At 45.5% G+C, this 25,220-nt stretch carries 20 protein-coding genes; 8 read left to right on the forward strand and 12 right to left on the reverse strand.

Annotated features, from left to right (window positions below; genetic code table 11):
- Nucleotides 1-9 precede the first annotated feature (9 nt).
- The gene (locus tag ABIX36_RS12845; protein WP_348082563.1) at nucleotides 10-666 is read right to left on the reverse strand and encodes a metal-dependent transcriptional regulator; all 657 of its coding nucleotides are present in this window, start codon (nucleotides 664-666) and stop codon (nucleotides 10-12) included.
- A 157-nt stretch (nucleotides 667-823) separates the two neighbouring features.
- Between ABIX36_RS12845 and ABIX36_RS12850 the strand changes: the two genes are divergently transcribed.
- A complete protein-coding gene (locus ABIX36_RS12850) occupies nucleotides 824-3,247 on the forward strand; it encodes a TonB-dependent receptor (RefSeq protein WP_348082564.1) in 2,424 nt (807 codons plus the stop codon).
- 221 nt (nucleotides 3,248-3,468) lie between these two features.
- Complete coding sequence (locus ABIX36_RS12855; protein WP_348082565.1) at nucleotides 3,469-5,745, forward strand: Tex family protein; 2,277 nt, start codon at nucleotides 3,469-3,471, stop codon at nucleotides 5,743-5,745.
- A 149-nt stretch (nucleotides 5,746-5,894) separates the two neighbouring features.
- Here ABIX36_RS12855 and ABIX36_RS12860 read toward each other — a convergent pair whose 3' ends face one another.
- From ABIX36_RS12860 to ABIX36_RS12890, 7 genes are all read right to left on the reverse strand, one after another.
- Nucleotides 5,895-6,680 carry a TerC family protein gene (locus tag ABIX36_RS12860; protein ID WP_348082566.1) on the reverse strand — a complete coding sequence of 262 codons (786 nt, stop codon included), beginning with the start codon at nucleotides 6,678-6,680 and terminating at the stop codon, nucleotides 5,895-5,897.
- 94 nt (nucleotides 6,681-6,774) lie between these two features.
- A complete protein-coding gene (locus ABIX36_RS12865; RefSeq protein ID WP_348082567.1) occupies nucleotides 6,775-8,130 on the reverse strand; it encodes a hypothetical protein in 1,356 nt (451 codons plus the stop codon).
- Nucleotides 8,111-8,683 (reverse strand): hypothetical protein, encoded by a 573-nt coding sequence (locus tag ABIX36_RS12870; protein WP_348082568.1) that lies wholly within the window; start codon nucleotides 8,681-8,683, stop codon nucleotides 8,111-8,113. Before ABIX36_RS12870 ends, ABIX36_RS12865 begins: the two co-directional genes overlap by 20 nt.
- On the reverse strand, nucleotides 8,680-9,240 hold the full coding sequence (locus ABIX36_RS12875; RefSeq protein WP_348082569.1) for an RNA polymerase sigma factor: 561 nt from the start codon (nucleotides 9,238-9,240) through the stop codon (nucleotides 8,680-8,682). The genes ABIX36_RS12870 and ABIX36_RS12875 overlap by 4 nt, the downstream gene beginning before the upstream one ends.
- Before the next feature lie 137 nt (nucleotides 9,241-9,377).
- A complete protein-coding gene (locus ABIX36_RS12880; RefSeq protein WP_348082570.1) occupies nucleotides 9,378-9,932 on the reverse strand; it encodes an ATP-binding protein in 555 nt (184 codons plus the stop codon).
- 3 nt (nucleotides 9,933-9,935) lie between these two features.
- Nucleotides 9,936-10,562 carry a nicotinamide riboside transporter PnuC gene (gene pnuC, locus ABIX36_RS12885; RefSeq protein ID WP_348082571.1) on the reverse strand — a complete coding sequence of 209 codons (627 nt, stop codon included), beginning with the start codon at nucleotides 10,560-10,562 and terminating at the stop codon, nucleotides 9,936-9,938.
- A 192-nt stretch (nucleotides 10,563-10,754) separates the two neighbouring features.
- Nucleotides 10,755-12,818: a M13 family metallopeptidase gene (locus tag ABIX36_RS12890; RefSeq protein WP_348082572.1), complete on the reverse strand. Its 2,064-nt coding sequence runs from the start codon at nucleotides 12,816-12,818 to the stop codon at nucleotides 10,755-10,757.
- A 582-nt stretch (nucleotides 12,819-13,400) separates the two neighbouring features.
- On the opposite strand from ABIX36_RS12890, the gene ABIX36_RS12895 reads away from it, so the two are divergent.
- Nucleotides 13,401-14,540 (forward strand): acyl-CoA dehydrogenase, encoded by a 1,140-nt coding sequence (locus ABIX36_RS12895; RefSeq protein WP_348082573.1) that lies wholly within the window; start codon nucleotides 13,401-13,403, stop codon nucleotides 14,538-14,540.
- A gap of 52 nt (nucleotides 14,541-14,592) precedes the next feature.
- The gene (locus ABIX36_RS12900) at nucleotides 14,593-15,831 is read left to right on the forward strand and encodes a TlpA disulfide reductase family protein (protein WP_348082574.1); all 1,239 of its coding nucleotides are present in this window, start codon (nucleotides 14,593-14,595) and stop codon (nucleotides 15,829-15,831) included.
- A 119-nt stretch (nucleotides 15,832-15,950) separates the two neighbouring features.
- Here the strand turns inward: ABIX36_RS12900 and ABIX36_RS12905 are convergent, their stop codons facing one another.
- On the reverse strand, nucleotides 15,951-16,853 hold the full coding sequence (locus tag ABIX36_RS12905; RefSeq protein WP_348082575.1) for a 1,4-dihydroxy-6-naphthoate synthase: 903 nt from the start codon (nucleotides 16,851-16,853) through the stop codon (nucleotides 15,951-15,953).
- A gap of 95 nt (nucleotides 16,854-16,948) precedes the next feature.
- Complete coding sequence (gene mqnB, locus ABIX36_RS12910) at nucleotides 16,949-17,647, reverse strand: futalosine hydrolase (protein ID WP_348082576.1); 699 nt, start codon at nucleotides 17,645-17,647, stop codon at nucleotides 16,949-16,951.
- An 80-nt stretch (nucleotides 17,648-17,727) separates the two neighbouring features.
- On the opposite strand from mqnB, the gene ABIX36_RS12915 reads away from it, so the two are divergent.
- From ABIX36_RS12915 to ABIX36_RS12930, 4 genes are all read left to right on the forward strand, one after another.
- Entirely contained in the window at nucleotides 17,728-18,144 is a 417-nt protein-coding gene (locus ABIX36_RS12915) for a 6-carboxytetrahydropterin synthase (RefSeq protein ID WP_128536398.1), read from the forward strand.
- Nucleotides 18,145-18,153: 9 nt separating this feature from the next.
- Nucleotides 18,154-18,792 (forward strand): GTP cyclohydrolase I FolE, encoded by a 639-nt coding sequence (gene folE, locus ABIX36_RS12920; RefSeq protein ID WP_348082577.1) that lies wholly within the window; start codon nucleotides 18,154-18,156, stop codon nucleotides 18,790-18,792.
- 84 nt (nucleotides 18,793-18,876) lie between these two features.
- Nucleotides 18,877-19,755 (forward strand): ACP S-malonyltransferase, encoded by an 879-nt coding sequence (fabD, locus tag ABIX36_RS12925; RefSeq protein ID WP_348082578.1) that lies wholly within the window; start codon nucleotides 18,877-18,879, stop codon nucleotides 19,753-19,755.
- Between the two features lie 70 nt (nucleotides 19,756-19,825).
- On the forward strand, nucleotides 19,826-23,569 hold the full coding sequence (locus ABIX36_RS12930) for an ATP-binding protein (protein WP_348082579.1): 3,744 nt from the start codon (nucleotides 19,826-19,828) through the stop codon (nucleotides 23,567-23,569).
- An 88-nt stretch (nucleotides 23,570-23,657) separates the two neighbouring features.
- Here ABIX36_RS12930 and ABIX36_RS12935 read toward each other — a convergent pair whose 3' ends face one another.
- Both ABIX36_RS12935 and mutY read right to left on the reverse strand, forming a co-directional pair.
- A complete protein-coding gene (locus ABIX36_RS12935) occupies nucleotides 23,658-24,086 on the reverse strand; it encodes a single-stranded DNA-binding protein (RefSeq protein WP_348082580.1) in 429 nt (142 codons plus the stop codon).
- Nucleotides 24,087-24,109: 23 nt separating this feature from the next.
- Nucleotides 24,110-25,180: an A/G-specific adenine glycosylase gene (mutY, locus tag ABIX36_RS12940; RefSeq protein WP_348082581.1), complete on the reverse strand. Its 1,071-nt coding sequence runs from the start codon at nucleotides 25,178-25,180 to the stop codon at nucleotides 24,110-24,112.
- Nucleotides 25,181-25,220: the final 40 nt, after the last annotated feature.

Consider the following 25,220-nt stretch of genomic DNA (forward strand, 5'->3'; position numbering starts at 1 on the left):
CCGCTGCCTTTACATGTCGATCAGGATATTCTCGCCAAATTTTTGGGAAACCGTGGTGCGTTCGCCCCCCGCAATGCTGATCACCAGCGAACCATCAAACTGTATTTTTTCAATCAGCTGAATTTTTGTGCCGATGTTGATATCAAGCTTTTGCAGGTATTGCAAAAACGCGCTCGTGGTATCTTTAACGGCAGCTACGCGGCAAAGGGTACCGTGCTTAACATCGGCAAGGGTGGTAGAGTGGCGCTTTGCCATTTTGCCGTTTGCCTTAGGTATTGGGTCGCCATGCGGGTCGTACTCTGGAAACCCCAGGAATTTATCCAGCCTGTCGGCCAAAGTAGCATCTTTTATATGTTCCAGGTCCTCGGCAATATCGTGGATCTCATCCCAGTGGTAACCCAGTTTCTCCAATAAAAAAACTTCCCAAAGACGGTGCCGGCGAACGATCAGCGTGGCATCCTTTTGCCCCTGCGGGGTAAGTTCCACCCCTTTCTTTTTGTCATAAACAATTAATTGCTTATCGGTAAGCTTGCGGATCATATCCACTACCGAGGCGGGATTGTTGCCCAGCCATTCGGCAATGGCAGTGGGCGTTATTTTTTGCCCTCTATCCTGCCAAAGGCGGTAAATACATTTCAAGTAATTCTCTTCCGATTGGGTATTCATATTTTTATTGGTATTACAAACATAAACAAAAAACAAACTAAATAAATAAAATTAGGCAAGACTAATTTTATTTATTTAGTTTCTCAATTTTATTTAATACGTTTGTGCAAAATTATTATCAATGCGTTATCTAATACTTGCTGGGTTTTTATTATGTGTGTCAGCAACTTTCGCTCAAAGCGGGGGGTTAGCCGGCGTTGTAACTGCCGGCAACAGGCCTTTGGCTTATGCTACAGTTACCCTTGCCGGCACAAAACTTGGCGCTACCACAAACCAGCAGGGCGTTTATGAAATTAAGAACTTGCCCGCCGGGCAGTACACGGCAGTATTCAGCAGTATTGGCTATTATCCCGAAAGGGTGAAGGCCACCATAGCAGGTGCCACCACAGTAAAGCTAAATGCCGATTTAAAAGAAGGTAGCTCCAAACTGAACGAAGTAGTTGTAACCGGCGTATCGCGCGCTACCGAGTTGCGAAGCAACCCGGTGCCTATTGCAGTAATGACCAAAGCGGATATAGATCAGCATGTGAACAATAATATTATTGATGCGGTAATAAAAGGCGTGCCTGGCGTTACCGCCGTTACTACGGGGCCAAACATATCCAAGCCTTTCATTAGGGGTTTGGGTTATAACCGGGTTTTAACATTGTACGATGGGATTAGGCAGGAAGGGCAGCAATGGGGCGATGAGCACGGTATAGAGATAGACCAGTATGGCATCTCTCGTGCCGAAGTGATAAAAGGCCCGGCAAGTTTAACCTATGGCTCGGATGCGCTGGCGGGTGTTATCAACCTCATTCCGTACATTCCTAACGGCCCTGAGGGCAAGCTCAAAGGCGATTTTGCGACCGATTACCACACTAATAACGGGCTTTTCGGCTCCTCGTTAGGCTTATCCTACAAAAAAAATGATTGGAAATACGCTTTCCGCATAACGGGCAAGCTGGCGCATAACTACCAAAATAAGATAGACGGGCCGGTTTACAATTCTGCCTTTAGAGAGTACATCGCATCGGGCATGTTGCGTACCGATAAAAAATGGGGTTACTCGCAACTGGCAGCGACTATTTACAATAACCAGCAGGAAATACCTGATGGCAGCCGCGATTCACTTACCCGCAAATTTACCAGGCAAGTGGCCGAGGGGCCGAACGATAACATCAAGAACCGCCCCTTTGCCCCTGAAGATTTTCTAAGGTCGTACAGGATAACGCCATTGCACCAGCACATACAGCATTATCGCCTCTACAGTAAAAACGAATTTAAGCTGGGCGATGGGGTGTTAAATGCATCTTTTGGCGGCCAGCAAAGCGTACGCCGCGAATACAATCACCCTACGCAGCCACAGCAAGCGGGGCTTTACGTTACGCTGAACACACTTAATTACGATCTTCGGTACAGCCCCCCACTTTTTGCCGGCTTCGAAACCTCGGTTGGTGTAAACGGGATCTACCAAACCAACCGCAGCAAGGCCGCAACCGATTTTCCGATACCCGATTATAACCTGTTTGATGTCGGTGGTTTTTTCTTTGCGAAAAAAAGTATTGGCAAAGCCGATATCTCGGGTGGTATACGTTACGATACCCGTAACATCCATTGGGATGATTTTTATGTCGGCCCGAATGCCGCAAACGCCTTCGAGCAAAGGGTTGTGGCCAATACCACTGGCGGGCGGCTGCAATTCCCTGATTTCAACCACAACTACCACGGTATCTCGGGCAGTTTGGGTTTCACCTATAACCTAACCGAACGGGTTTTGCTAAAGGCAAACATAGCCCGCGGCTACCGCGCGCCAAACATTACCGAAATTGGTAGCAACGGGCTCGATCCCGGCGCGCACATTGTTTACCTGGGCAACCGTAACTTTGTCCCCGAGTTTAACTTGCAGGAAGACATTGGTTTCATTGCCTACCTGAAAGATGCCGATATTACCGCCGAACTTTTTAACAACCAGGTGCAAAACTACATTTACCAATCGCGGCTGGATGACGCCAACGGCAACCCGGTGGTCATCGTCGCGGGCAACAGCACCTACCAGTATCAACAATCCAAAGCGCGGCTGTACGGTGCCGAGTTTAGTTTTAACCTGCACCCGCATAATCTAAAATGGTTCAGTTTGAATAACAGCCTTGCTTATGTGGTTGGGTTAAACCAAAACGATAAGCTAATAGCCCAATCAAACGGTGCCGCTAAATACCTGCCTTTTATACCACCGCTGCATATCCGTTCGGTACTGGCCATAAAATTGCAGGGCACATATGGCATTTTTAGTAAGATAACTTTGCGTGCCGAGGCTGATATGTATTCCGCACAAAACCATTTCTACTCCCTAAACAATACCGAAACCGCCACGCCGGGTTACACCCTAATCAACACCGGCATAAGTACAACGGTAACCCGCAAAGGTGGCAAACCCCTGTTAGAATTGTTTTTGCAGACCGATAACCTGTTCGATGTAGCTTATCAATCTAACCTAAACAGGCTAAAATATTTTGAGTACTATAATTCATCGCCAAACGGCAGACTGGGGATATACAACATCGGGCGCAATTTGAGTTTTAAGGTGATTATACCGTTTTAGCTCCCAGCCACCTGATGGGTAGCCCCCGATAACGTATCAACCTTTATTATAGCGAGCAGTGGCAAGCTCATACCATCGCAGACTATAAACGTCCTCTTTTTTGTTAACAATCTTTTTTTGAATTTCTCCCCAAATACCCCCAACTTCGCATTTCCGTTTTATATCGGGGGGACTAAAATCAATGGAATCGCCCTTATCGGCGAAATCCAAAAAAACAGAAAATGGAATCATACAACCTTAAAATAGCGCAGGAACTTTCTGTTGGCAGCAAACAGGTAAGCGCAACTATTGCTTTGTTAGACGAGGGCGCAACCGTGCCTTTCATCTCCCGTTACCGCAAAGAGGCAACAGGCAGCCTGGACGAGGTGCAGGTAGCCGCCATCCGCGACCGCGTACAACAACTGCGCGATCTGGATAAACGCCGCGAGGCCATCCTGAAATCGCTTACCGATTTGGGTAAACTTACCCCGGTATTGGAGGCACAAATAAACGCTGCCGAAACGATGGTGTTGCTGGAGGATATTTACCTGCCTTATCGCCCTAAACGGAAAACCCGCGCAACCGCCGCCCGCGAAAAGGGCCTGCAGCCGCTGGCAGATGTACTGTTAGAACAAAAGAATTTCGACCCGGAACTGGAAGCCGGTAAATATATTGATGAGGAGAAAGGCGTAAAAAACACCGAAGAAGCATTGGCCGGGGCGCGCGATATTATTGCCGAGTACATTAGCGAACACGCTGAAACCCGCGCCAAAATGCGCGAGTTGTTTACCGAAAAAGGCACCTTCCAATCTAAGGTGGCCGATGGTAAAGAGGTAGAGGGCATCAAATACAAAGATTATTTCGATTGGACGGAGCCCGTTAAATCGGCACCATCGCACCGGATACTGGCTATGCGCCGCGGCGAGAAAGAGGAGATCCTTTGGCTGGATATTAAACCAACCGAGGACGATGCTCTTAACCTGCTGGAACGCGAGTTTGTTAAAAACCGTAACGCAGCATCATCACAGGTTGGTTTAGCTGTTAGCGACGGTTATAAACGCCTGCTGAAGCCATCAATGGAAACAGAGATCCGCCTGCTTACCAAAAAGAAGGCCGACGAAGAAGCTATCCGTGTATTCGCCGAGAACGCCCGCCAGTTGTTGTTAGGCGCACCATTAGGGCAAAAACGCATCATGGCTATCGACCCCGGTTTCCGTACGGGCTGTAAGCTGGTTTGTTTGGATGAGCAGGGCAAACTATTGGAGAATACCGCCATTTACCCGCATACCGGCGCAGGCCAGGCAAAAGAAGCGGAGAAAACCGTTCAGCACTTGTTCGGGCGTTATAACATAGAAGCTATTGCCATTGGCAACGGCACCGCCGGCCGCGAAACGGAAGTGTTTGTACGCAACCTGAACCTGCCGGGTGCTGTTATTGCAATGGTGAACGAAAGCGGGGCATCTATCTATTCCGCTTCGGAAGTGGCGAGGGATGAGTTCCCGGATAAAGATATTACCGTGCGCGGCGCCGTATCTATCGGTCGCCGTTTAATGGATCCGTTAGCGGAATTGGTAAAAATTGACCCAAAATCCATCGGTGTGGGCCAGTACCAGCACGATGTTGATCAAAATAAACTGCAAACCTCGCTGGATGATACGGTTGTTAGTTGCGTAAACGCCGTAGGGGTGGAGTTGAACACTGCATCCAAACAGATCCTGGCTTACGTATCCGGCCTCGGCCCGCAGTTGGCGCAGAACATTGTAGAGTACCGTAACCAGAACGGCGCTTTTAAACGCCGCAGCGAGTTGAAAAAAGTAGCCCGCCTTGGCGATAAGGCTTACGAGCAGGCAGCCGGCTTCCTGCGTATCCGCGGGGCTGAAAATCCTTTGGATACCAGCGCCGTGCATCCAGAGCGTTATGCCCTGGTTGAGCAAATAGCCAAAGACATGAACTGTAAAGTGCAGGACCTGATGGGCGATGACAAGCTTCGTAAATCCATTCCCCTGCAAAAATACATTTCGGACGCGGTAGGTTTACCCACCCTTAACGATATCATCGCCGAGCTGGCCAAACCCGGCCGCGATCCACGCGAGCAGTTCGAGGCATTCAGTTTTACCGATGGCGTGAATGGTATTAACGACTTGAAGGTAGGGATGAAACTGCCCGGTATTGTAACCAACATCACCAACTTTGGCGCTTTTGTAGATATAGGCGTTCACCAGGATGGTTTGGTACACCTGAGCCAGATAACCAATCGCTACATCAAAGACCCTAACGAGGTGCTTAAAGTGCATCAAAAGGTAGAAGTTACCGTTACCGAGGTAGATGCTAACCGCAAGCGCATTTCACTATCAATGAAAGAAAATGAAAAACGTGATGCACCTGCCGTAAACAAGCCACGGGAACAACAAAGACCTGCTCAAAAACCGTTTGTGCAACGCCCTGCCACTAAACCGGCACCAGAGCCTGAGATGGATATGATGAGTAAACTGGCGGCGCTGAAGAACAAGTTTAAGTAGGAAAATACAACATTGTCATTGCGAGGAGCGATAGCGACGTGGCAATCTCAGCATGCCCGAGTGCACAGCGGCTTTGCATACCGGTGCGTCCGATGAGGTTGCCGCGCTTCGCTCGCAATGACAATGTTTTTTTGGCCCTCCTCTATTCTTTACTTCTTTGTTGGCAACACTTTTATGCCTTTAGCGCTCTTAGCCGCGCGTTTTGCACGCATTTTAAGGTTCAGCATCTCTACCAATATAGAGAACGCCATGGCGAAGTAGATATACCCTTTAGGGATGTGCTGCTCAAATGCCTCGGCCAATAATGATACACCTATCAGTAACAGGAACGATAAGGCCAGCATTTTTACGGTTGGATGCTTGTTTACAAAGGCGGCAACGCTGTTTGATGCCCACATCATAATGCCCACGGCTACAACTACAGCGGCTATCATGATCTCTACGTGCTGCGCCATACCTACGGCTGTGATCACCGAATCTAAAGAGAAAACAATATCCAGCAACATGATCTGCACAATGGTGGCCCAAAACGATTTTGGTTTTACCTTGGCTGCGTCTTCTTCCTCACCCTCTATTTTGTGGTGAATTTCGGCAGTGCTTTTATAGATGAGGAATAAACCTCCGATGATCAATATCAGGTCGCGACCTGAGATGGCAAGCTTTTCAACCCACTCCGGGTCGGTAGCGCCTACCAGGCCGGCTATGCTAAACAGCGGGTCGGTGAGTTTCATTACCCAGGTAATGGAGAGCAGTAACAACACACGGGTAATCATGGCTCCGGCCAAACCCATGCGCCGGCCCCTGGCCTGCTGGTTTTTTGGCAGTTTATCTGACAGAATAGAGATAAATATGACGTTATCGATACCAAGAACGATCTCTAATACAGTAAGGGTGATCAATGATATCCACGCTTCCGGGTCGGTAAATATTTCCATGGGTAAAATTTGTATGCGCACTAAAATAACAAAACCCCTGCCTATTATGGCAAGGGTGCTGCAAAAAACCTGTTTTTGTGACTATTATGGCGGCTTAGTTGAAGCCAACATTAGTATAGCTTGCATTGATTACAATTTTGTTGGCAGAATTTGTACTGCCCACATATCCTTTGTAGCTTTTGGTAGACGACCACCCCCTGTCTTCGTCAGATGGTGATTTGGAAGTTACCTTTACCCTGTCGTCATCGTAATTAAAGTTGCCAAACTTGGTAGTTACGTCAAAGTTAAAGTTCTCCAGTTGTTTAAAATCAAAGTTGATCTTGGTGAACTGGGCGTCAACATTAATGTTCTTCACTGTTTTGTCGATAGTGCCTATGCGGAAACCGTCGCCGTATCTTACATTCACATCTGCCGAACCTTTAAGCCTGTCGATACTGATAGATGCGAATTTTATTTCGGCATCGATGTTATTAACGGTGCCTGTTTTTAATTTGCCGTACGATACTTCTATTTTACCACTGTTGAAGTTGGCAATATTTGCGTCGCCAAACCGCACATCTACTTCGTTCTGCGCATTAGAAAGGCTACCGGCAGTAAGCGCGCCGTACGATACTTTGATGAATGACTTGCCAGACAGTTCAGGCAGGATAACCGCGCCAAAGCGGTTGTTAATATCAATAGGGTTACCGGCAGGCATATACACGGTATAATTGATCTCAATACTTTGATTTTTGTTACGACGGTTAGAATCGTTATGGTACAGGTTAGTTTTAAACGATACTGTTGACCCAACCTTACTATCGCTAATGCTCGAGCCATTGATCATATCGTTAACAGCATCGGCATCGTCAGACCCGAATTTCATCTGTACATCAACCTTAAATTCGTTTTTGTTCCAGGTGTTTACGGTTATCTTACCAAAGCTGTTGCTTATCTGCAGCATATCGTTAGCATCCACGCTGTAGCTTTTGCTGTAATTTTTTACTTTTTCGATGATATCGCCGCTGGCAACCTTTTGTTTGTATTCGGCACTATCTGAATTTATATTGATATTGAAATTTTTGAAATTGCTGAAGGTGTTGCTCATATCGGGCACCATATCCTTAAAGCTGCCCGCAAAATTTTTACCGAAGTCTTTGCCGAAGCTCTTGCCAAAGTCCGCCCCAAAGTCTTTAAACTTCATTTTAAATTCGTTGTTGAACTTTTTTGAGGCGATAACCATCTTCTGCGTGCTTTTATCTATGCGCAGTTTGTTCATTTGCTTTTGCAGCTTACCCATCTGCTTTTGCAGATCGGTCATTTGCTTTTGAAAGGCTTTGTCGTCCAGTTGCTCGGTTTGAGCATCAGTGGATTGGGGGCTTACCGGTTTTGCCTGTGCAAATGCAGCGGTGCTGATGGCAATGCTTGCAATTAATGCAAACACCCTGTGGTTAAATATCTTTAGTTCCATTTTGCTGTTCCTTTTTGCTTTGATTGAATTGTTGTATTACACTTAATTGCTGATTAAGCACCTCGGTTTGTATTTGCAAGTTCCGGATCATTGCACGTAAAACACGCTCCTGGTTGGGGCTGGTGGCCAAATCTGTATTCAATTTTTTATAATTGGCCTGCATTTTTACCAGTTCGTTGTTAAACTCATTGTAAAGCTGCGGGTCGAATTTTGCTACTTGTTTTAATTCTATCTTTTTGGCTTCAATCAGCGATGCGTATTGCACCTGCTGCTTGGCGTAGGCAGGGTTAATGGCGGCGAGGTCAACGTCGCCGTTTGTTTTTTGGCTTTGTATATATATACCGAACCCGATGCCCATAGCCACGATGATCATGGCGGCCACTCTTAGTACAAAGCCAAGAGAAAAAGTTTTTGCTTCGCGCTTTTTTGGCAGCTGCTCAGCCTCCCAGGCATCCAGTTCTTTTGAGATGTTATTCCAGATATCGGCGCGGGGTTGCAGGTCATCAAATTCTTCCCTGTTTTCGGCCATAAAATCTTCTAAACGCTTGCTCATTTGGTTATTCCTTTTCTAATTAGTATCTCGTTCAATTTCCTTTTCGCTCTTAAAAACTGGGTTCGCGATGTGTTCTCGTTTATCCCCAGTACCTGGCCAATCTCTTCATGGTCGTACCCCTCTAACAAGTAAAGCGATAGTACCACCCGGTAGCCATCCGGTAATTCTTTCATGGCCTCTTTTACCTGGGCCACTTTGTATTGTATCTCATCATCGTCCCAAGGCTCCTCGTCGGCAACATTATCCAGGTGCCCGTCTTCTATCTCCACCAGGTCCAGCTTGCGTTTGCGCAACAGGTTAATGGAGCGGTGCACCACAATTTGTTTAAGCCAAAGCCCAAAGGTTGTTTCCTGCCTAAAATCCTTCATCCTGTTAAAAGCATCAGTAAAGGCTTCCTGCAAAACATCTTCCGCCTCGCCAACGTTGCCCACTATCCTAAAGGCAATGTTTAGCATCGCTTTAGAATAAAGTTTGTACAACTCGTAACAGGCTTTTTTGCTTCCCTGCTTACACTCAACTACCAGTTGATAATGCTTATCTACAAATACAGCTTCCAATTAATTTTGTGAGGTTTCAAGTTAAATGACGCAGGCTATTTAACAACGTTGCATGGAGTGTGACTTTTATTTGTTTAAACTGCAGTTTTTTTTGCGGATGATGAAATATATAGCGGAATAATCCGTTTATGGCGAAATTATTTTCGGTTAAGGAAGGTGTTCACAGCCGCCACGGCGTTATCATACCGGTCGTCTCCGGTGCCGGATATCAACACGTAATTCGCCTTCAACGCATCCAGTTCCTGGTACCAAACAGCCATAAAATGCTCGCGCATGTGCGGGAAATCCCGCAGGGGGTCCTCTTCCCAGGGGAGGTCGATATTTAGCAGTAAATAAAGATCGTATGGGTGTTTGGGCAATTCATCAAGCACTTCTCTGGGCGATTCGCCAAAAACATGGTCGCTCCAGATCTTTACCGTGATGAAGGTAGTATCGCAGATAAGCAGCTTGTTTGCCTGTGGTACAAACTCTTCCTCCAGGGCCAGTTGCCCGGTGAACATGTTTATCTCATCTTGCCAGGTAGGGGCGGCGGTAAGTTTTTCGCAATAACTGCGGGCGTACTCGGGAACCCAAACGGTATTAAAATGACGCGCCAAAAATGCCGACATGGTAGATTTGCCGGTAGATTCGGGGCCAACTACAGCTATTTTTATGATTTCGGAATTCGGATGTTCGATGTCGGATTTGTTCATTCTTTACAGTTTAACTCCTGCTCCCCCTTCAGGGGGCTGGGGGGCGTAGTCCTTGCGCCAGTCCACATACCCCATTATGGCAATACCAACGTATATGGCATACATCACCGCGGTAAGATGGAGGTCTTTATACAAGTAAACGCCAACGTATATCACATCTACAAAGATCCATATCAGCCAGTTCTCTATAACCTTTCGTGCTAAAAACACTTGGGCAACCAGGCTACACGCCGTGCAAAAACTATCCAGGTAGGGGAACGATGCCGTGGTATACTTTAAAATTGTACCCAAAATATAGGTGAATATAACAATTGCGCCTGCCGATATCAATATTTCTACCCTGGTTATCCGGGCAACCGGGATCTTTTTTTCCGAAGCAGGTTTATTGGCCCAGTAATACCAGCCATACAGGTTCACCACAAAAAAATAAACCTGCAAGCCCATATCTGCAAACAAATGCGCTTCAAAAAAAATAAAAATGTAAATGGTGACGCTGATCATGGCTATGGGCCAGTTCCAGATGTTGTTTTTAGCCGCCAGGTAAACACAGGCCAACCCGGTAATAACGCCAATTATTTCGAGCCAGGTTTGATGCTGCCACCAATCCTGTAGCAGGTGTACAATTTGCATGGTGTAAATATAAACAAGCAAATGTATTACAGTATGTAAATTTTATGTGGGGATGAGTTGTGTAAACACGCGCAAGGCTTTGCATGCGGGAGACGCAAAATATTGCGTCTCTACGGAAAAAGCAGAAGGGCACAAAGAAAAATCTCTGCGCCTCTCTGCGAAAATTCCGTGTGCTCTGTGGTTAAAATAACCCTACCAGATCTTCACCCGCTTAGCCGGGTCGAGCCACATTTTATCTCCTTTTTTAATACCGAAGGCTTCGTAAAACTCGGGTACATCGGTAAATGGCCCATTTACGCGCATAAACCCTGGCGAATGCACATCGCTAAGCAATTGGCTCGCTAATGATTCGGGCCTGTCATGCCCAAGCCAGCCGAGGGCATAGCCCATAAAGTAACGCTGCACCGGGGTTAAGCCGTTTATCGTTTTACCTTCTTTATATTGTTCAGTTTTTTTGAATGCATCCAGACCGATGACGATACCACCCAAATCGGCAATGTTTTCGCCCAGGGTTGCTTTACCATTTACATGCTGGTCGCCAACGTTATAATTGTTGAATTGCTCTATCAGCATTTGCGCGCGTTGCGCAAACTTTGCCGAATCTTGCGGGGTCCACCAGGCTTTTAGGTTGCCTTGTGCATCGTACTGGCGGCCCTGGTCGTCAAAACCGTGGGTCATTTCGTGGCCAATGGTTGATGCCGCCGCATAGCCGTAAACCACAGCATCGTCTATATTGGCATCTTTAGCGCCGGGGATCATAAATATGGCGGCAGGCAATACAATTTCGTTATTTGATGGGTTGTAGTAGGCGTTGTAGGTTTGTGGTGTCATACCCCATTCGGTACGGTCGACCGGTTTGCCCAACTTTTCGGCGTTCTCATTATGCTGAAATATGCTGCCGCGCATTACGTTCATGGCGTAAGAAGAGCGGTTGATAGTTAGCGAAGAATAATCTTTCCACTTATCGGGGTAGCCAACTTTAGGCATTACTTTGGCCAGTTTTTCGTAGGCTTTTTCTTTGGTGGCAGGGCTCATCCAATCCAGCTTTTCAATATGCTCTTTAAAGGTAGCTCGCATATCTTCTACCAATTTTACGTACCGCGCCTTAGCTTCTTCCGGGAAGTATTCTTTCACAAATATTTGCCCAAGCACTTCGCCCATGAGGCCGTTCTCGGTGTCTAAAACACGTTTCCAGCGCGGCAATTGCTCCTTTCGCCCGTATAGTCGCGTTCCAAAAAAGCGGAAGTTCTCTTCGTCAAAAGCTTTGCTCAAATACGGGCTTGCATCGCTCACGAGGTTTTTCTTGAGGTAGCTTTTCCAATCGGCAAGGGTAAAGGCGGTAAGCGCTTTGTTTACGGCACGGTAATACTCGGGCTGGCCAACAATTACGGTGTCTACATTTTTGTAGCCCAATTGCTCAAAAGTGGCTTTCCAATCTACCAGTGGTGCAATTTTCCCTAAGCCGGCAACGGTCATTTTGTTATAATTGTGGTATGGGTCGCGCAGGTCTTCCAGCTTACGGGAGCTATCGGCAAGTGCTTTTTCTATCAGGTAAGTTTTGGCTGTAGCGCCGCTTACTTCGCCGGATGCCATGCCCATTAGTTTAAATAGTATAGGTAAATGCTTTTGCTGATAATCGGTACGGATCTCAACGCTATGCTTATCGCTGTTAAAATAATAATCGCGGTTGGGCAGCCCTATGCCTGCTTGGTAAAGCTGCAGCATCATTTTGCTGCTGTTTTTATCATCCTGGCCAACATAAGTACCAATGGGGTTTGGTACGCCAATAGTGCCCAGATGTGCAAACTCCGCTACCAGTGATTTTACATCGCTGATGCGGTCTATCCGCTCCAGTTCTTCTTTAAGCGGGGCAATTCCTTGTTTTTCAATATTAACGGTATCCATCCCGCTGAAATAGAAATCGCCTATTTTTTGGGTATTGCTGCCTTTTTCGGCGTTGGCCTTTAGGGCATCCTCGTTAATTTTTTTCAGTTTTTCGCGTAAATCGTCCTGCACCACATTACCTATACCCCATGCCGAATAGGCCGCAGGGATAGGGTTTTCTTTTAGCCACTTGCCGCTGGCGTACAAAAAGAAATCGTCGCCGGGTTTAACGGTGGCGTCTATATTTTTAAAAACGCGGTCGTTCTCGGCATAAAGCTTAGACTTATCGTCTCCGGAGTTTTTGCAGGCACCAAGCAGCAACGCCGCAGTTGCCAAAGTTGTAATAATACGGGTGTTTGTTTTTTTGTCCATTTTTTAGCAGGTGTATGTAAAAAAATACAGGGGGTGTATGGTAAAACAGAAATTTTAATCCGGATAAATATACACAGTTAAATTAATTTCTAATTAGTTGCGGTTGGGCAACCTTTGTAAAAATTATTTTACAAATTCTTAAACACAAAAGTTGTAAACGTTTTGGTGCTGATGTTTAATTTTGAAACGCTTTTTTTATTTAAAGTGTTTATAATCAGTAAATAAAGTGATCTATTGCGTCGGTTAGACAGTTTTTAAAACTCAGTAAATATAAATTGGCGTTCAAACAATCATCTCCAAACGAAAAAAATTATGGCTTTAATTTTGTTAAAAAGTAGATAGTCCTGCATCATCCTTATAAAAACATAAATACATCTACCTATGTAAAAACGTTTTTCGATGTTCAGGCTTACTTGAATTCTCAGTAGCCCAAGTTGAGATGAATTGTTCTTTTTTTTGGGTTTAATCAATAGTTTAAATTAATTAGGGGAAAAGGGAGCTTCCAAAAGGCTCTCTTTTTTTGTGCGATAAATTTTGCTATGCGTGCATAATACTTTAATTTAGGCTCACCAAAATACCACCATGCAATTTGACCTTACCGAAGAACATTTAATGATACGCCAGGCGGCGCGCGATTTTGCACAAACCGAGCTAAAACCCGGTGTAATAGAGCGCGACGAACACCAAAAATTTCCCGCAGAACAAATAAAAAAACTGGGCGAGCTGGGCTTTTTGGGCATGATGGTTTCGCCGGAGTATGGCGGCAGCGGGATGGACGCCATATCGTACAGTATAGTAATGGAAGAATTATCCAAGGTGGATGCATCGGCATCGGTGGTGGTATCGGTAAACAACTCGCTGGTATGTTACGGGCTGGAGAAATATGGCAACGAAGAACAGAAACAGAAATATTTAGTGCCGCTGGCACAAGGCCAGGTAATTGGCGCCTTTTGCCTCAGCGAGCCCGAGGCTGGTTCTGATGCTACCTCGCAGCGCACCACCGCTATTGATATGGGCGACCATTACCTGTTAAACGGCACCAAAAACTGGATCACCAACGGCAGTACGGCATCTACCTATATAGTAATGGCGCAAACGGATGCCGCTAAAAAGCACCGGGGCATTAACGCGCTTATTGTTGAAAAAGGGATGGAGGGTTTCACCGTAGGGCCAAAGGAGAATAAGCTGGGCATCCGTGGTTCGGATACGCATTCGCTGATGTTTACCGATGTGAAAATACCTAAGGAGAACAGGATAGGCGAAGATGGTTTCGGGTTTAAATTTGCTATGGCCACGCTGGAGGGCGGTAGAATTGGTATTGCATCACAGGCATTGGGTATAGCAGCGGGCGCTTACGAGCTTTCCGTACAGTATGCTAAAGAACGAAAAGCCTTCGGCAAAACATTGGGCGATCTGCAGGCCATCCAATTTAAACTTGCCGATATGGCTACTGAGATAGAAGCAGCCCGCCTGTTATGTTACCGCGCGGCCTGGCTAAAGGATAACAAACTGCCTTACGCGCAAGCGGCATCAATGGCTAAACTATTTGCATCGGAAACCGCCATGCGTACCACCATTGAGGCCGTGCAGATACACGGCGGGTATGGGTTTGTAAAAGAATACCATGTGGAGCGCCTGATGCGCGACGCCAAAATAACGCAGATTTACGAGGGAACGTCCGAAATTCAGCGCATTGTCATTTCCCGTGAAGTTTTGAAATAGTTGAGCGCTTTTATTACTTTTGACAAAGTATATAGAACTAGTCGACTTTTTTATGATCAGGAAATTTCTAATCGGCGCGGCAGTATTCGCTTCGCTAACCCACATAGCTTCGGCACAAACAAAACTGGCTACAGGTATCTGGCGCGGGGTGTTAAAAACGGCCACCGGGAACGAGATCCCTTTCAATTTTGAAGTAAGCGGCAGCGGCAAGCAAGAAATTGCGGTGATTAACAGCACTGAGCATTTAAAAGTGCCCGGCGTAACCGGCAGCGGCGATTCGGTATTCATCAGAATGCCTTTGTTCGACTCGGAGTTCAGGCTCAAACAAACCGGACAAACCTTGCAGGGTCATTATATTAAGCACCTTGGCGTACGTGACGTTGCCCAGGAGTTCACTGCCACCGCCAATACTACCTACCGCTTTTTTAAAGACGCCGAAAAACCAAAACATAATGTAAGCGGTCGCTGGTCGGCTGTATTTGGTAAAGAGGTTGCCGATAAGGATACCACGGTGGGCGAGTTTAAGCAAACCGGCGCAAAGGTTACCGGCACTTTTTTAACCACCACCGGCGATTACCGTTTTTTAGAAGGCACCGTTTCCGGCGATCAGCTTTACCTCAGTTGCTTTGATGGCGGGCACGCGTTTTTATTCACCGCGAAAATTGCTGATGATAATACGTTAAGCGAAGGCAAATTCTCTTCGGGTTTAACTGGTAAAGATATATGGACAGCCGTACGGGATGAGAACGCCAAACTACCCGATGCATATTCATTAGCTGCTTTAAAGCCCGGATATAAAAAGCGGGCGTTTAACTTTAAAGACCTAAACGGTAACCCGGTTTCACTGGAAGATGAGCGCTTTAAAAACAAGGTGGTGATCATCCAGATCATGGGATCCTGGTGCCCTAACTGTATGGACGAAACCGCCTACATGGTGAATTACTATAAAAAATACCACAATAAGGGTGTGGAGGTAATAGGCCTGGCCTACGAGCGCACCACCGATTTTGCCAAATCGCAAAAAACGGTTGCACAGGTAAAAGACCGTTTTAACATCCCATATCCATTGTTAATAACCGGCTACACCAGCAATAAAGACGAAACGGCTAAAAGCCTGCCCATGCTTACCAAGGTGGTGGGCTTCCCTACTACCATCATTATTGATAAAAGCGGCGATGTACGTAAGATCCATACCGGTTTTAGCGGCCCGGGCACAGGGCACTACTATACCGAGTTTATCAGTGAGTTTGAGAAGTTGACCGATGATCTGCTGGCAGAGAAGGCGTTGTAATTAAAAAGGGGCAGGCGCTCGGCTCCAGCCGAGTGACGCTTATTAAGCAATGTCTCGCCGCGGTCTGAGGCCTCGTAATAGTTGCCACTCGGCAGGAGCCGAGCGGCGGCGAAAATGTTCTACTCGTTCAAAAATAAATTCTCGCTTATAAATGGAATAATGCCTTTCTCCAGCGCGGTATCAAACAAAAGCTTAATCGCTTTTTTACCCTCTTCGCCTAAATCCACGGAGAATTTATTTACATACAGGTCGATGTGTTTGTACATCACCTCTTCACTCATCTCCTGCGCGTGAGAACGGATGTATTCCAGACCCGATTTTGGGTTGGCAAAAGCAAATTCCACGGAGCGTTTCAACACCCGGTTTATTTTATGCTGAACATCCAATGGTAAATTACGGTTAGCAACTATTCCGCCTAAGGGTATAGCACATCCGGTGCGTTTTTCCCAGTAATCGCCAAGATCTATTAATTTCTCTAATCCCCTGTTTTGATAGGTAAACCTGTTCTCATGAATGATGAGTCCAAAATCGATGGTTCCATCTAACACAGAATTTTCAACCTCCGAGAATACAATTTCTATCTTGTTTTTAGCATCCGGTAAGGCAAGGCTCAATAAAAAATTGGCGGTTGTAAATTTGCCTGGGATACCGATTTTAGAAGAGTTAATAAAATCGGAAAGGTCAGTTTTCTCTGTAGTACCCGAAGTTGCGTCAAACAACGTAGTTACCCCTTTCTCGAGAAATCTTGTGTAAGGCGGCTTATAAATCAATAATGGTCCCACTCCGAAACCCAGCGCGCTGCCTGCATCCAGTAAAATGTATTTATCGGCCGCATACGCGAAAGCATGACAGCTCAGTTTGGTAATATCCAGTTCGCCGCGGAAAGCTTTTTGGTTCAGCGTTTCTACATCATCGTAAAACACCTCAAAATCCAAACCCTCGGTATCAATTTTATGATGGATGAGCGCATCAAAAATAAAAGTATCATTTGGGCAAGGCGAAAAGCCGATTGTAAGTTTCATGCCCCCTAACCCCCTGAAGGGGGGATTTTGTTTTAATGTCATTATTCAATTTTTAACTTCTGCTCCCCCTTCAGGGGGCTGGGGGGCTTGTGCTGCTATCCCTTTAGCGTATTCAGCAGATCGATGGCAAAGGTATCCAGATTTTTAACGGCCAGCCCTATGCGCCAGTTATCGCGGTTACGCTTTTCTACGTAATTTGACACTGCCCTGATCTGCATGCAAGGCACCCCAGCCTGGCGGCATGCGTAAAAAAAGGCTGCACCTTCCATGCTTTCCAATTGAGGATTCAGGCGGCGGATAATTTTCTCGATAGATTCGTCCTCGCCGTGCACGGTGTTTACTGTTATCGATCGTACCTGTTTCAGGTTTTTATACTTGGCTGCAGCTTTAGTGCCTTTAAAAACATTCGCGATTGTTTCAGATGCTTTAAAGGTGCTTTCGCCCAAGCCCATCAGGCTGATGGGTAAAAAGGAGTCGGCATCCTCGGCGCCAAGTTCAGATAGCGCGTCATCTACCACTTCTACCACTTCGCCCAGCGCGATGCTGCGGTCGAAACTGCCGGCGATACCGAGGTTTATGGCCAGGTCGTACTGGTTGGTAGCCAGCTCTTTACCCAAGGCAAAAGCGGTGGCAACCATGCCCACTCCTGTTATCAGCAGGGAGTTTGAGGCATCTGTTGCCGAACTGCTGGTTTTAAAGATGTTCTTCTTTTCCGAGTCGGAAATACGAAACCCAAAATCTAAAATAAACCCGCCTACCTCCATCCCGGTTGCCGCTACAAACAAAATCCGCATACTTCAAATTTTTTTTCGAGCACTAAGATAAAACAACTCGGCTATTTTTGTTTTGTATATTTGCACCATTAATTGCTATGATGATACATATTACGCGCAAAGAACATTTTAATGCGGCACACAGGATGTACCGCGAGGAATGGAGCGCAGAGAAAAACGCCGAAGTGTTTGGCAAATGTGCCAACCCTAACTGGCATGGCCACAATTACAACCTGTTTGTAACGGTGAAAGGCGAAATTACCCATGCAACGGGCTACCTGATAGACCTTAAAGAACTTAAGGAGATCATAAACGAGTATGTTATTGACAAACTCGACCATAAAAACCTCAACCTGGATGTTGATTTTATGAAGGGCAAAATGGCATCGACCGAGTTGCTTACCATTGAGATATTTAACCAGTTGAAAGCCCCGATAGAGGCTTACCCGGGTGTGTTTTTACATTCGGTGAGATTGTACGAAACCGAAAATAACTCTGCCGAGTACTTTGGCGGATAAACCTGAATAATGGATAATGAAAATAACATTCCCGACAGGGATGCGGGGATAAACGGCTACCAAAAGGTTGACCGCTACAACCCGGAGCTGATACAGCACCTGTCGGACAATTACCTGGATGTATTAAAGCACATAGGCGAAAACCCCGCGCGCGATGGTTTACTAAAAACTCCCGAGCGTATGGCGAAAGCAATGCTTTATCTTACCCATGGATATGATCTTAACGCTAAAGAGATACTGAACTCCGCAATGTTTAAAGAGGATTATAGCCAGATGGTGATCGTGAAAGACATTGAAGTATACTCGATGTGCGAGCACCACATGCTGCCATTTTTTGGCAAAGCACATATCGCTTATATACCCAATGGATACGTAGTAGGCCTGAGCAAAATACCGCGGATAGTGGATGTATTTGCACGCCGCCTGCAGGTACAGGAGCGCCTTACCAACGAGATCCGCGATTGTATCCAGGAAACCTTGAACCCGATTGGGGTTGGGGTGGTTATAGAATGCCGCCACCTGTGCATGAGCATGCGCGGAGTACAGAAGCAAAATTCGGTAACCACAACTTCTGCCTTTACCGGCGAGTTTTTAAAAGAAAAAACAAGGACAGAGTTCCTGAACTTAATATCATCTAAACTCAGCTAAGGGCGAATAGAAACAAGAGTCAAGAATCAAGAGACAAGAAAGAAGAATAAATCCGAAATCGAACATTCGAAATCCGAAATCAAGATGAAAGCATACATTTTCCCTGGGCAGGGCGCCCAATTTCCGGGTATGGGTAAGGACCTGTACGAGCAAAGCGAACAAGCTAAAGAGCTGTTTGAAAAAGCAAACGATATTTTGGGTTTCCGTATTACCGATATAATGTTTGATGGTACCGAGGAGGACCTTAAACAAACCAACGTTACCCAGCCTGCCATATTTTTACATTCGGTTATCATGGCCAAAGTAATGTCCGATTTTGAACCGGAAATGGTGGCAGGCCACTCCCTCGGCGAGTTTTCCAGCCTGGTTGCAGCCGGTGCCTTATCATTTGAGGATGGTTTGCGTTTGGTGGCCGCCCGTGCCAATGCTATGCAAAAAGCCTGCGAGATACAACCCGGTACCATGGCCGCTATTTTGGCATTGGATGATTTTACAGTTGAAGATATTTGCCACCAGGTAAGCGATGTGGTGGTCCCTGCAAATTATAACTGCCCGGGTCAGCTGGTAATATCGGGCAGTATTGCCGGTATTGATGCCGCCTGCGAAAAAATGCTGGCTGCCGGTGCCAAGCGTGCGCTTAAATTAAACGTGGGTGGAGCTTTCCACTCGCCGTTGATGGAAGCCGCAAGGGTTGAACTGCAGGACGCCATTTTACAAACCGAATTTAAAGCACCGGTGTGCCCGGTATACCAAAACATTGATGCCAAGCCGCATGCCGATGTTGAGGAGATAAAACAAAACCTGATTGCCCAGCTAACCGGCCCGGTACGCTGGACTCAAACCGTAGAGCAAATGCTGCGCGATGGTGCAACATCATTTACCGAAGTTGGGCCGGGTAAAGTATTGCAGGGCCTTGTTAAAAAAGTAGATAAAAATGTGCCTACGGCGGCGGCTGTATTATAAAATTTACAAACGAAACTAAATGCCCCTTATGTAGTTTTGTTTGTGACGATTTGATTAGCTTGAAAAACATTTGACTACCGCCGGAAAAATACGTGCTTTGCTGGCGCTCCTGTTCGCCAGCCTACTGATCACAGCAATAATTGTTGAGAACACTTATTCCCCTGCAAATAATTTAGCGCAAACGGCCCGTGTATTGGAGAGTAATCTCCATAAAAAGGAGGGCGACGTTTATGAGATACTAAATGACAAGAGCACTTTTAATCAAATAAAAGGCTTCCCGGTAAAACATAGCGAGGCACTTGCATTTATAAACGACTATACGCTTAAAAGAAATATCTGGCTCGTTACCTTAAAAAACGGGCGCATCAATTTTTGGAGCGGAGCCAAAATAATTCCTGATAACGCAGCCAGGATTAAGGACGGTTGTTCGTTCATCCGGTCGAATAATGGCTATTATGAGGTTATCAAGAAATCGGAGGGGAACTTCTCCGCGCTGTTTTTTATCCCGGTAAAAAATGCGTACGTGTTCCAAAACAAGTATCTCCAAAACACTTTTGCTACCGACCTTACCGACGATACCAATATCGATATAGCCGATTTTACTGATAAAGGTGTTTACGCCGTGCACGACCTTAAAAACACCTACCTGTTTTCGGTAAAATTGTTAAACGACGGGGTTAACAACAGGTTCTTTTACTTCGAGCTATCCGTATGGATATTGGCTATGATAAGCCTTTGCGTTTTTATACACGTCATGGTTACCTACCTGGCCAACAGGGGTATGGTGTACCTGTCGTTGTTGGCCTTGGCTGTTTTTATTATAGCATTCAGGTTTGTTAATTTGCACTATGGCTGGCCAAATTTTACCCAGCCGCTAAAGCTTTTTAGCCCGCAGCTGTATGGCTCCAGCTATGTTTACCCTTCCCTCGGCGATCTTTGCATCAATATCCTGGCTATTTGCTGGTTTGTGGCCTACATGTATACCCTGCGTGGCAAATTGATAAAACACATGCCGGGCAAAGCGCTTAGCTACCTCATATACGCTTTGTGCTTTGTTACCCTGCTGGTAACCTCAACCAGTTTACTGCATTTATTTTATGGCCTGGTAATCAACTCCAAGATCAGTTTTGACGTCAACAACGTGCTTAACCTTTCGGTATATAGCCTTATAGGCGTATTAATGCTCTGTTTTAGTTTTTTAGTATTTGTATTGCTTACCGAGGTTATTTTAACCATCTGCTTTAAACTAAGCTTCCCCATTGTAAAACAGGCTTTAGTATTTGGTTTAGGTATTATTATAACAACGGCACTTGTAACGTGGTACGTGGAGTTTAGCCTGTTTTATCTGCTATGGGCAGTATTGATTTTATCGCGCGGGTACAGCTATCTGTATAACGACCGGAAGTTCAACGCAGGGTCGTTCCTGCTCATTGTTTTAATCTGCGCAGCTATTTCATCCATAAAACTTTACCGGTTCGAAGGGGCAAAAGAAGAGTCGACCCGGCGGGTGCTGATACAGCGATTGGAAGTGCCTGATGATGTAACTGCCGATACGCTGTTTAAACAAATAGAAAAACAGATAATAAAGGAACCTGCTATTATTCAATATTTTAAAGGCAGCTCGCACACCAACGATTATTTAACCGCCCGTTTGCAAAAGCTGTATTTCGACAGGTACTTATCCAAGTACGAGTTTAAGATCCACGAGTTTGACGTACAAAACGAGCCCATATCGGCAGACAAAGACTACTCGCTGGATATTTTTAAGGATATGGTGCAATACAGCTCCTTTAAAGTGTCGGACAATTTTTACCGCGAGAACGAGTCGTTCGGTTTTCAAAGCTATTTTGCCATACTACCGGTTATAGATAACGACACCAGCCTGGGTACCATCGTTATCGAACTGAAGGCCCGGCCGCTTTTGGCAACAGGTACCTTTCCCGAATTGCTTATTGATAAGAGTGATAAACCGGAACAAGAATTTAAAGATTACTCCTACGCTTTTTATGCCGATGATATGCTGATAGGGCAGAGCGGTAACTATGTGTACAGCGTAAATAATAAGGAATTTAAAGGCGAGCTAAAAAAGTATACCATGCAGGTAAATACCGGCAGCCGCATAGGTTGGTTTGACCGTTTTACCAAATACAGCCACTTGCTGTATAAACCAAGCAACCGTAACCTTATTGTGGTAAGCAAAGAAGAAAATGCTGTAGCATCCATTATAACAGCTTTAACTTTCTTTTTTGTAGTGATACTGGCGTTTGCCTCGATAGTTTTATTGGTTAGGCTGGTGTGGATAAAAGTTAAGATCTTTAATATCAACAATAACCGCATCAACTGGAACTTCAAAATAAATTTCGACAGGGTGCTTTATAAAACCCGCATCCAGTTCTCCATGATATTTGCGGTGGTAATAACGCTGGTACTGGTGGGGATCATCACGTTTGTATCTATAAGCACCCAATACCAAAGCCAGCAGGATAAAAATATCCGTAGCAAAATTATGCAGATAGCAAGTATTTTGGAGGCAGGCCCTATAAACGAGTATGTTGGTAATATCAGCGAGGAGGGCCGTGTAGCATTTGACAAACTTGCCGACAATTACACCACCGACTTATCCTTGTACGACCTTAATGGCGTGAACCTGATATCCACCCAGCCCAAAATTTACGATTATGGCTTGTTGGCGCCCCGCATGAACGGGAGGGCGTTCATTGCTTTATCAGATGAGCAAAAATCGGAGTTTGTAAACGAGGAGCGAATTTCAAAACTTACCTATAAAGCCGCCTACGCGCCGTTAAGAGACTCTAAACACAATATTATTGCCTACCTGCAATTGCCCTATTTTGCCAACGAGGCCGATTATACCGAGCGGATAGGTTCGTTATTAAACATCATGATAAACGTTTATGCGCTGGTTTTTATAGCCATTGGCCTGTTTGCGGTGATCATTGCCAGGCAGATAACCGCCCCGCTAAACTTTATACAGTACAACCTAAGTAAAACCATTTACGGCAAAAAGAATGAGCCTATTAAATGGGAGCGCGACGATGAGATAGGCGCGCTGGTAAAGGAATATAACAACATGATAGCGGCCCTGGAGAACAGCGCGCATAAACTGGCACAATCTGAACGGGAAACAGCATGGCGCGAAATGGCTAAACAGGTAGCACACGAAATTAAAAACCCTCTTACGCCTTTAAAACTGGGCCTGCAGTTGCTTGATAAATCGTGGAAGGATAAGGACCCAAAGTTTGACCAGAAGTTTGAGCGTTTTAGTAAATCGTTTGTGGAGCAGATAGAAAGCCTCTCTAACATTGCTTCAGAATTTTCGGCATTCGCTAAAATGCCCGATACCCGCATAGAGAGTATTAACCTGTTTGAGATGCTGGGGCAGGCCGTTATAATTTTTAAGCAGATGGATAACGTGCAAATTTTAATGATGCCGCCGACTACACCATTCTTTGTAGCCGCCGACCGCGACCAACTGCTGCGCTGCTTTAATAACCTGCTAAAGAACGCCATAGAAGCTACTCCGCAAGAGCGGGACTGTTTGATAGAGATAAACTTTTTGATAACCAGCAAAAACGTGCTGTTAACCATAAAAGATAACGGCAACGGGATCCCCGAGAACATGCGCGATAAAATTTTCGAGCCAAACTTTACCACCAAAAGTTCGGGCACCGGCCTGGGGCTTGCATTTGTAAAAAACTCCATAGAAAACGCAAGCGGAAAAATATGGTTCGAAACCAACATCGGGGTAGGCACAACCTTCTACCTGAATTTCCCGGCAGAAAATGCCGGGGTGTAATTGGTTGGCCGGTTCCTGGCGGAGATACAAAATAAAAGCCTCCGGTATATATACCGAAGGCTTTTATAATTTAGGTTTATAATTTTAATTAAAAGGGCAGGTCGTCGGTATCGCTTATGCGGATGCCTTCATTATCGTTATTTGGTTTCAGGCCATTGCGTGGTTGGTTATCTCCATTCTCAAAATCTGTTTTACGGCCAAGCATGGTAAAGTTCTCGGCAACCACCTCTGTAGTATATTTCTTTATACCTTCTTTATCTTCAAAAGAACGGGTGCGTAATTTGCCTTCAATGTAAACTAATTTCCCCTTCTGTAAAAATTTAGCGGCTACATCTGCCAGTCCGCGCCACATTACAATATTGTGCCATTCGGTTTGCTCTACTTTGCGGCCGTCTTTATTAAACGTTTCTGAGGTAGCTAACGGAAAGCTGGCCACGGCTACGCCGCCCTCCAAATGCCTTACTTCAGGGTCCTTTCCTAAATGACCAACAAGTATTACTTTATTAATTCCAGACATGCCATAAATTAACGGAGAATTATTTAGAAATTAAAAAATTTTTTTATAAATATAAAAATTCGCTGAGGCATAGCTAAATTCTCTAAATTTTGCAACCCTGTGTAAAACCAATTCGGCTGCAGTTTTTCGGGCCGGCCATCTAAAATAATAAATTGGATGAATAAATGCTGGTGTGTAAGTACATGTTTTACCACTTCCGGGGTATTCCTGATCGCTATATTATTCCCAAGAACTTCTTTTACGTCATCGCGCTGAAATAGTTGTGCCGGCTCTATTAGCGTCTCGGTTTCTATCATTGGCAGGTCGTACATATTGGCCCATATATCACTTTCGTTGCGCTTGTTCATAAGTAACCGTTCGCCATCAAATATTAACATATAGTTAAAATATCTTTTCCGGATCTTTACCGTCTTGAGTTTTACCGGCAAATACGTAGTGGCATTGGTTTTGAATGCGGCGCATCCTAAACGCACGGGGCAAATGCCGCAGGCCGGGTTTTTGGGCTTGCACAGCATGGCTCCAAATTCCATCATGGCCTGGTTGTGCAGTGCCGGGCGTTGTTTATCCAGCACTTCATCTGCCAGTTGCTGAAATACCTTTTTGCCTTTTGGCGAGTTGATGGGTTCGTCAATACCAAAAAAACGGGCAAGTACCCGGTAAACATTTCCATCAACTACGGCGCGCGCTTCGTTTGCCGAGAAAGATGATATGGCAGCGGCGGTATATTCGCCTATTCCTTTTAGTTTGATAAGCTGCTCGTAGGTAGTAGGGAATTCACCGTTATATTGCTCCTGCACCAACTGCGCTGTTTTTAGCATGTTGCGGCCCCGCGAATAGTATCCTAAACCCTGCCATAGTTTTAGAATATCGTCTTCCGGCGCTGCCGCAAAGTGCTCGACTGTAGGATACTTCTCCGCAAAACGGTAAAAATATGGCATTCCCTGCTCTACGCGGGTTTGCTGCAATATAATTTCCGATAGCCATATAATATAAGCATCGGTAGTGCTGCGCCATGGCAGATCGCGCTTATTTTCCTCGTACCAGCTTATCAATTCTCTCGAAATATTCATCAAAAGCAAAGATACTTTATCCATTTCAGTATCATAATTTAAGCCCTAAAATGCTGTTTTGGGC

The organism is Mucilaginibacter sp., assembly GCF_039925265.1.
GTDB lineage: Bacteria > Bacteroidota > Bacteroidia > Sphingobacteriales > Sphingobacteriaceae > Mucilaginibacter.